The organism is Thermococcus sp. (assembly GCF_027012695.1).
Taxonomy (GTDB): domain Archaea; phylum Methanobacteriota_B; class Thermococci; order Thermococcales; family Thermococcaceae; genus Thermococcus.
The window spans coordinates 1-7,653 of sequence record NZ_JALUYR010000080.1; the positions used below are offsets into that span (position 1 = coordinate 1).

Here is a 7,653-nt window from a genome sequence, read left to right on the forward strand (position 1 = left end):
GATTAAGGTTGATGAGCTTTCCGTTCCTGAGAAGTTTAAGGAAGTCCTGAAAAAGGAGGGCGTTAAGGAACTCCTCCCGGTTCAGAGTTTGGCCGTGAAAAACGGCCTCCTCGAGGGGGAAAACCTCCTCGTCGTTTCGGCAACCGCTAGTGGAAAGACCCTCATCGGCGAGTTGGCTGGAATTCCGAAGGCGATGGAAGGCAAAAAGATGCTCTTCCTCGTTCCGCTCGTTGCTTTAGCAAACCAGAAGTACGAGGACTTTAAGAGGCGCTATTCGAAGCTCGGCCTCCGCGTGGCTATTCGCGTTGGAATGAGCCGTATAAAGACGAGGGACGAGCTCGTGGTCGTTGATACAGGAATAGATGCTGACATAATAGTGGGAACCTACGAGGGGATAGACTATCTCCTCAGAGCTGGAAGGAAGATTGGCAACGTCGGGACGATTGTGGTAGATGAGATTCACACGCTGGATGATGAGGAGCGCGGGCCCCGCCTGGATGGCTTAATCGCGAGGCTGAGGAGGCTTTATCCAAGGGCCCAGTTCATAGGTTTAAGTGCAACCGTCGGAAACCCGGAGGAGCTTGCGAAAGAACTCGGCCTAAAGCTCCTCCTCTATGACGAGAGGCCCGTGGATTTGGAGAGGCACATAATCATCGCCCGCAATGAATCGGAAAAGTGGAGGCACATTGCGAACCTCTGTAGGGCCGAGGCGATGAGGAAGTCGAAGCAGGGCTACAAGGGCCAGACGATAGTCTTCACATTCTCGCGCAAGAGAACCCACGAGCTTTCCGCATATTTAACGAGCAAGGGTCTTCGAGCAAAGCCCTATCATTCCGGTTTACCATACAAGCAGAGGAAGCTTACCGAGATGGAGTTTCTGGCTCAGAGGCTCGACGTGGTGGTCACTACCGCGGCACTCGGGGCCGGTGTTGATTTTCCGGCTTCGCAGGTCATCTTCGAGAGCCTCGCGATGGGCAACAAATGGCTCACCGTCAGGGAATTCCACCAGATGCTTGGAAGGGCCGGCAGACCGCTCTACCACGAGAAGGGCAAAGTTTACCTAATCGTCGAACCCGGCAGGAAGTACTCTGCTCAAATGGAGGGAACGGAGGAAGAGGTGGCCTTCAAGCTTTTGACGGCTCCGATAGAACCCGTCACCGTTGAGTGGAGCGACGAGCTTGAGCAGGACAACGTCTTAGCTCACTCCTGCGTCTTTAAGGGACTTGACGTCATCGAGGAAGTTCAGGCGAGATGCCTCGGGGCGAACCAGAGCGCTGAGAAGGTCCTTGAGAAGCTGGAGGAGTTCGAGCTCGTAAAGCTTAGGGGCCCTTTAGTCGAGGTCACCCCCTATGGAAGAGCCGTGAGTATGAGCTTTCTCCTGCCGAAGGAGGCCGAGTTTATAAGGAAGAACCTGAGGGAGAAGCCAGTCCGCTGGATTGCCCTCAAACTGCTCCCCTTCGAGAACCTCTATTTGAGCGGAACGCTCCAGAGAGAACTTGAGGGAGCAGTTAGGGGCCGCTTAAGTGCGAACGTCTTTTCCCCAAGCTTCGCCTCGATTTTAGAGGAGCTCGACAAGGTTATTCCGGAGCTGAGTCCGAACGCGGCCGAGAGGCTCTTCACAATCTACCAGGAGTTCTTCATGTGCGGTGAAGAGGACTGCACCGAATACGCGATGGAGCGCGTTGGGAACCTTATCATAGAACTCCGCAGGAGCGGAAAGCACCCGACCCAGATAGCGGAGCATTTCAGGAAGGTTTACGAGCTGATAGTCTATCCTGGTGACGTTTTCACGTGGCTCGACGGAGTGGTGAGAAAGCTTGAGGCCATAGAGAGAATCGCGAGGGTCTTCCGCGTGAGGAAGGCCGAGGAAGAAGCGAAAACGCTGAGGAGGGAAATAGAGGAGGGAAGAACACTGGGGGACCGCACCAGGAGGAAGAGGGAGGATTACCGAAAACCGGGGAAGAAACTTTCTGTCCGGAAAAAGCCGGATGGGGGAAAGAGAACCGGTTGAAGCTCAGCCCCCTATCTGGAGCACCAGCTGCGCGGGGTCCCTGATGGCAGGCCCGAGGCCGAGGACGTAGACCATCAGGTACCATAGGTGTCTCTCCTCCTCGTCAGTCACGAGCTTCTGGAGACCGTAGTAGACGACGATGAGGATGAGTGTTATCCAGGGGTAGTAGATGTAGGCCCCAAAGTGCTGGACGAGGATGTTCTCAAGCCAGTGAACCTCACGGTAGCCGTAGTAGTGGATCGCGACAACGGTCGAGGCCACGTCGAAGTAGTGAGCTAAAACCGCGTAGAGGTAGAGCCGGTCGAAGGGTCTCCACCGATAGTAGAGGAGAACCGGTATCCAGGACACTACCGTGTGAAGGAGCGTCAGCTTGTAGGGCTCCCAGCTCCTGGCGTGGGTGACGAGGAGGTAGTTGGCCCAGATGGCGAGAATGAGGCCCCAGGCGAAGGTCAGCCTCGGATATAGCTTGAGTTTTGCATCAATCACAATGACGGGGAGCATGATCAGGAAGGTCGTGAAGAATATTCCCGGTGTCAGGAGGAGCGGATGCTTGGGGAGTATTCCGCCGTCCACGAGGGCCCTGACGGTGGCCCCGAAGATGACCATGAGTGTCACCGCTATGAACATATTCTCGTCTATCCGTATTCTCAGGGGTTTGAGTACGTACCTATAGGTGTATATCGCGCCAAAGCCCAGCATGAGGGCGTATACGAGCGTGTTTATCGGGTTGTATCCGCTCCTCGTGAACATCGGTTCCCAGAAGTAGATATAGAAGAACTCCGCCAGCCTGTGGGCCAGTGATTCCAGCATCTTCCACCCCCCATTGCCATCGGAGGGGTGCCTTAAAACCCTTTGGATCGGCGAATTGGAACGTTTATATAGTATGGGGGCGAGGGATTGATGGTGGTACTATGTACGGGTACATGCACAATCCCCTGCTCCAGCTGGGTGCGATGGGTGTGGTGGCGGTTTTCCTGGGACTCTTCATAGCCGCGGTATTCCTGTGGCTCGCGGGAAAGGTGATAGGGATCGAAAAGGCCTCAATCGGTAGATCCATGATAGCCATTCTCGGCGGCGGCATACTGGCCTTTATAGTGGCTGCACTGACCTCACTCTTCCTCCCGCCCCTTGCCCCCATCCTCGGGCTCATAGCCAACCTGTGGGTCATAAAGACTGTCTTTGAGACGGGCTGGTTGAAGGCCTTCCTCGCATGGCTACTCGCGACGATCATAGCGATCCTCGTGGTGGGCATTCTCGCGGCCATCGGCCTCTTCGCCCTCGGAACCCTTTCGGCCCTCTGATATCTTTTCCATTCTCCCAGAAAACTATAAATATTCTCAGAACCAACGATCCAGCATGGTCATGTTCCTCAAACCCGCGGACCTCGAGGTCGGTGAGGTGAAGCCCTTCGATTCCTTTCCCCTGGCCCTTCAGGAGGGGAGCCTGTCGGGATTCATTTTTACGGATGGGCTCGCAGAAACGGTCTTCACCCACCACCTCATCGCCTCCGCGCTGGAAAGGGGTCCCGTCTATCATCTAGGGCCCGGGGGTCTTCTCTCCATTGGACACCTCAGGAAGATGGTGGACGACCTCTCGAATCTCTACGCGGGTAACGTTTACTCCGTTGACGAGCTGATCAGCGCACTGGAAGGGGTTGAGAAGGGCTCACTGGTCATCGTTTCACGTTTTCCTGCACTGCCCGGTCGCTCCGGGGAGGGACTCGTTGAGATCAGGAGGATAGTGGATAAGAAGGGCCTCATCCTCGTTCTCAGCCACTTCACCTTCGACCTTAACGAGCTTGACCTTTCCGGGGAGTTCGCTCGCCTTTACGACCTCCCGGAACTCTTTGAGACCCTCGCCGTTCTCAGGGCCAGCTCCTACAGGGGTCACCACAGACTCAACCTGACGATTCTCCGCGCTCCCGCTGAGTACGTGGCAGCCGTTGGAGACCACTCGATTCCCGCGGATTCGCTCGTCAGACCCTTTCTCGGGTAATCAGTATCGAAGCTCCACGTGACCTATCCCGAGACCGTAGCGCGCGTAGAGGCTCAGGGCGAAGAGAATGACTATAATCCCCATGGCAATGTAGTCTCTCCGTCTCATCCGAATATCGTAAAGGAATGTTCTCTTTTTCGATGCCCCGAAACCCCGACTCTCGAGGGCTATGCTGAGCTCGTGGGCCGTTTTGAGCGATGCCACGAGGAGCGGTATGAGAACGGCGGTCATCTTCCTCGCCCGCGTGATGAAGCTGCCCTTCTCAATCTCCCACCCGCGGCTTTTCTGGGCGTCCATTATGTTTCTTGAGAGCATGTACAGGGTCGGGATGTAGCGGAGGGCTATGGATATCGTCAGTCCAAATTCGTAGGGTATGCCGAGTTTCACGAACCCCAGGATGAGCTCCCTCTGGCTCGTCGTCATGAGCAGGAGGAAGGTGAGGAGGGCGAAGGTCAGCAGTCTAACGGCGAAGGTTATTCCAAATAGAAGGCCCATCACCCGTGGTTTATATATGACCGGCCACACGACGATCGTTATGATGACAACTGGAAGGAGTGGCTTCATCAGTGCCAGCTGCTCCCGGAGGGAGATGCCCCCGAGGTACTTTCCGACGAGAACGAAGAGCAGAAACAGCGGTAGCAGCACCTTCGGATCGTTGTAGAGCATTATGGATGCTATTCCGAGGGCGGTTCCGATTATCTTGACCCTCGGGTCGAGGGAGCTCAGGAGGGAATCCCTCTGCGGGTAGAAGGGGTACATCACTCCCCATCACCCGCGAGCGCTTTCACCAGCTCCGAAACACTCCTCACGAAGCCCACACCCGTAACTTCCCCCAGCAGGAGAACCTCGGGTTTATCCAACCCGTAATCGTGGAGGTCGAGGGAGAAGAACTCCTCCACGGGGCCGTCGAAGACCTTTCTCCCGTCGTGGAGCAGAACGACCCTTTCCGCGAGTCTCAGAACGAGCTCCATGTCGTGGGTTATGAGGAGTATTCCATGACCTTCGGAATGGAGCCTCTCTATTGTCCTGATAACGCTCTCGCCGTTCTTAGCGTCTAGACCCGTTGTTGGTTCGTCCAGGACTAGATAACGGGGTTTCATGGCCAGGATGCAGGCTATTGCCAGCCTCTGTTTCTCCCCTCCGCTCAGGGAGTAGGGTGTTCTGTCCTCGTAGCCCTCCAGGTTTACAGACCTAAGGGCCCATTTAACGCGCTTCTCCACCTCATCCTCGTCAAGCCCGAGGTTCCTGGGTCCAAAGGCAACCTCCCTGAAGACGGTCTCCTCGAAGAACATATGTTCCGGGTTCTGGAAGACGTAGCCAACCTTTCTGCTCAGCTCCGCGACGGTGTGCTCCCTCGTGTCGAGTCCGTCAACCTCAACGCTCCCCTTCGTCGGTTTTAAAAGGCCGTTGAGGTGCTTCGCGAGGGTGGTCTTTCCACTCCCGTTCTGGCCCACTAGGGCCACCACCTCACTTTCCATGTCGAGGTCTATTTCCCTCAGCACCTCCCGGCCGTCGTAGGCGAAGTGAAGGTCCCTAACGCGGATCATCGTGAGAAGTTGGAGAAGCGCTTTAAAAGGTTTGCATGGGAAACTCACGGGGAGGTTTTTAGTGTTTCCTCGACAAAGCGCACATCCAGGGGCGTCCTGACCTTGAAGAAGCTCAGAGTTACCTTGGGGTTCCTCTTTGCCAGTTCCTCGATTGAGATCGGTTTGTAGTCGAGGAACTCCGTTATCCTGCCCAGGTTTCTGTGGCCCTCTGCTAAAGCCGCTTCTATTGCATCCTTCAGCGCGTCTGGCTCGTAGATGGCGTGGGTGACCTCCGCACTCCCGTCCTTCCAGACGGGTATCAGCGCCTCCGGCTCGCTCTCGTAGAAGAGGCCGACGAGGTAGTTTACGAGAAATGGCATCACGAGCGGCATATTGCCCTCGACCAGGAAGAAGGGTTCTCCCGGTATCGCCCTCAAAAGGGCCTCGGTTTTATTCTTCGCGCTCACCGGGAGGGGATTCAGGACGTGGAGGGAGTAGGTTTTCAGCCTGTCCTTCCTTACAACCGTGAGAACGTCGTCTATTCGCTTGCTCATCAGCAGCCGTTTCTCGGTGATCTTTACCACAGGCTCATCGTTCACCGGCAGGGTGTAGTTTTCCCGGCGCTTCTCCGGAAAGGCGAGTATAAGGCCCTTCATGGTTCTACCCTCTGAGGATGCGTTTAAAAACCTCCCGTCCACCGAAATCTTTAAAGCCGACCCGCCTCAACGATCCCTGGAAAAAGGAGGTGAACGAGATGGCAGAGATGATAATCCCCTATCCGCAGCTTCAGAAGATCCTTAAGAGAACCTGCGAGCTCGCGGTCATAAAGCCGCGCGCCGAGGAGATGATGGAGATAGCGGAGAAGAAGCTGGCGGATCTCTTTGAGGTGGCCTACAGGAACGCCAAGGAGGAGCGCTCCAAGACCATAAAGTTCCGCCACATCCCCATAACTAAGGGATTCAGATCCTCAATGGAGCTGTTCAGGGCCGTTATCGAGGACGAGAAAGTCCAGATGGAGCCCATCAGGAAGTACGTTCTCAGGAAGATACCCGGGGACATCCCGCTCGAGGAGGACGTTGTAAACGAGCTTCCGGTTATAGCGGGAACGCTCTTCGTCCTTATCGGAAGGGTCATCAAGGCCCTTCACCCCGAGATCAAGAACGTCTACCCCGAGCACATCGAGGAGGCAAAGAAGGTTCTGGACTATACGCTTTGAAATCGCAACTCTCTTTTAATTCCACTTTCTTTGATGCACTGGGGATTTATTTTTAAGCGGGCACTCTTAGGAATCACCATGAACGGAAAACGTGCGGTACTTTCCCTTCTCGTCCTCCTCATGACCCCCCTCGTTTCTGCCCCAGGGGATTGGATAATCCTCATAGCCCACAACGAAAGCTCCTGGGGCGTTCTTGAGGAAGGAAATGGTACGTACTCTCTCCTGATCGTAAGCGGAGGAAAGCTGGTCAGCACCGGGAAGATGAATATTATCGGAGAACCCTGTGGCTTAGCCTGGAACGGGAGCGAGTGGCTGATTGAAACCTTCGTCCCGGACAGCGTGGTAGTTCAAACCCTTGATGGTTCCTCTCTCTTTAAGATGCACAGCTACGAGTGCAGGGGTTTTGCATACCTGAACGGGAGTTATTACATCCCGATCTCGGAATCGGCGATGATTGGCGACTGCTCCCTTCTCCAGGTTTCTCAGAACGGAAGCGTTGAGAAAACAATTCCATGTGGTTCGATTAACGGCGTAAGGGTCAAGGCGCAGGAAGGCAGGCTTTATCTTATGAACTGCACAGGGGTTTACGTTTACTCCGGCGGGACTTTTAGAAGGGTTCTACAACTTGAGAACTGCGCGGAGGATTTTGATGTCCTTAACGGCAAAATCCTTCTGTGTTCCAGCGGTTTTATCGAGCACTCCCGGAACGGCACAAAGGAGATAAGGGATTCCTGCGAGGCAATAGACTGCAACGGGCGGGAATGCATAGTCGCGTCAAACGGGACGCTCTACATCTACAACGGAAACCTGAGTGCTCTCGAAATTGGAGGGAACACACGAAACATCGATCTAAAGACAATCGCAGTTGGCCTGTTTTTCATTTTACTGGCGGTCTGGCTCCTGAG

9 protein-coding genes are annotated in these 7,653 nt (G+C 55.0%); 5 read left to right on the forward strand and 4 right to left on the reverse strand.

Annotation, left to right across the window (positions count from 1 at the left end):
- A partial coding sequence (locus tag MV985_RS06325; RefSeq protein WP_297464464.1) for a DEAD/DEAH box helicase occupies positions 1–2,011 on the forward strand: 2,011 nt, incomplete at its 5' end.
- 3 nt (positions 2,012–2,014) lie between these two features.
- Here the strand turns inward: MV985_RS06325 and MV985_RS06330 are convergent.
- Positions 2,015–2,821, reverse strand: a complete 807-nt coding sequence (locus MV985_RS06330) for a DUF63 family protein (RefSeq protein WP_297464465.1) — start codon at positions 2,819–2,821, stop codon at positions 2,015–2,017.
- Between the two features lie 101 nt (positions 2,822–2,922).
- Here MV985_RS06330 and MV985_RS06335 point away from each other — a divergent pair, with 101 nt between their 5' ends.
- Both MV985_RS06335 and MV985_RS06340 read left to right on the forward strand, forming a co-directional pair.
- Positions 2,923–3,312 (forward strand): hypothetical protein, encoded by a 390-nt coding sequence (locus MV985_RS06335; RefSeq protein WP_297464466.1) that lies wholly within the window; start codon positions 2,923–2,925, stop codon positions 3,310–3,312.
- Positions 3,313–3,367: 55 nt separating this feature from the next.
- Positions 3,368–4,006, forward strand: a complete 639-nt coding sequence (locus tag MV985_RS06340) for a hypothetical protein (protein WP_297464468.1) — start codon at positions 3,368–3,370, stop codon at positions 4,004–4,006.
- Here the strand turns inward: MV985_RS06340 and MV985_RS06345 are convergent, their stop codons facing one another.
- From MV985_RS06345 to MV985_RS06355, 3 genes are read right to left on the reverse strand one after another with little or no spacing between them, the layout of a single operon-like run.
- The gene (locus MV985_RS06345) at positions 4,007–4,768 is read right to left on the reverse strand and encodes an energy-coupling factor transporter transmembrane component T (RefSeq protein WP_297464471.1); all 762 of its coding nucleotides are present in this window, start codon (positions 4,766–4,768) and stop codon (positions 4,007–4,009) included.
- On the reverse strand, positions 4,765–5,553 hold the full coding sequence (locus MV985_RS06350; RefSeq protein WP_297464473.1) for an ABC transporter ATP-binding protein: 789 nt from the start codon (positions 5,551–5,553) through the stop codon (positions 4,765–4,767). The genes MV985_RS06345 and MV985_RS06350 overlap by 4 nt, the downstream gene beginning before the upstream one ends.
- 44 nt (positions 5,554–5,597) lie before the next feature.
- Positions 5,598–6,188 (reverse strand): molybdenum cofactor guanylyltransferase, encoded by a 591-nt coding sequence (locus MV985_RS06355; RefSeq protein WP_297464475.1) that lies wholly within the window; start codon positions 6,186–6,188, stop codon positions 5,598–5,600.
- 98 nt (positions 6,189–6,286) lie between these two features.
- Here MV985_RS06355 and MV985_RS06360 point away from each other — a divergent pair, with 98 nt between their 5' ends.
- Positions 6,287–6,748 carry a DUF1931 family protein gene (locus MV985_RS06360; protein ID WP_297464477.1) on the forward strand — a complete coding sequence of 154 codons (462 nt, stop codon included), beginning with the start codon at positions 6,287–6,289 and terminating at the stop codon, positions 6,746–6,748.
- A gap of 78 nt (positions 6,749–6,826) precedes the next feature.
- Positions 6,827–7,653 (forward strand): hypothetical protein (locus tag MV985_RS06365; RefSeq protein ID WP_297464479.1); only part of this gene is annotated, 827 nt, incomplete at its 3' end.

Excerpts from the sequence above, each read along its gene's own strand:
- MV985_RS06330 (WP_297464465.1), bottom strand. The coding sequence starts at position 2,821 with ATGCTGGAATCACTGGCCCACAGGCTGGCGGAGTTCTTCTATATCTAC.
- MV985_RS06335 (WP_297464466.1), top strand. The coding sequence starts at position 2,923 with ATGTACGGGTACATGCACAATCCCCTGCTCCAGCTGGGTGCGATGGGT.
- MV985_RS06340 (WP_297464468.1), top strand. The coding sequence starts at position 3,368 with ATGGTCATGTTCCTCAAACCCGCGGACCTCGAGGTCGGTGAGGTGAAG.
- MV985_RS06350 (WP_297464473.1), bottom strand. The coding sequence starts at position 5,553 with ATGATCCGCGTTAGGGACCTTCACTTCGCCTACGACGGCCGGGAGGTG.
- MV985_RS06355 (WP_297464475.1), bottom strand. The coding sequence starts at position 6,188 with ATGAAGGGCCTTATACTCGCCTTTCCGGAGAAGCGCCGGGAAAACTAC.
- MV985_RS06360 (WP_297464477.1), top strand. The coding sequence starts at position 6,287 with ATGGCAGAGATGATAATCCCCTATCCGCAGCTTCAGAAGATCCTTAAG.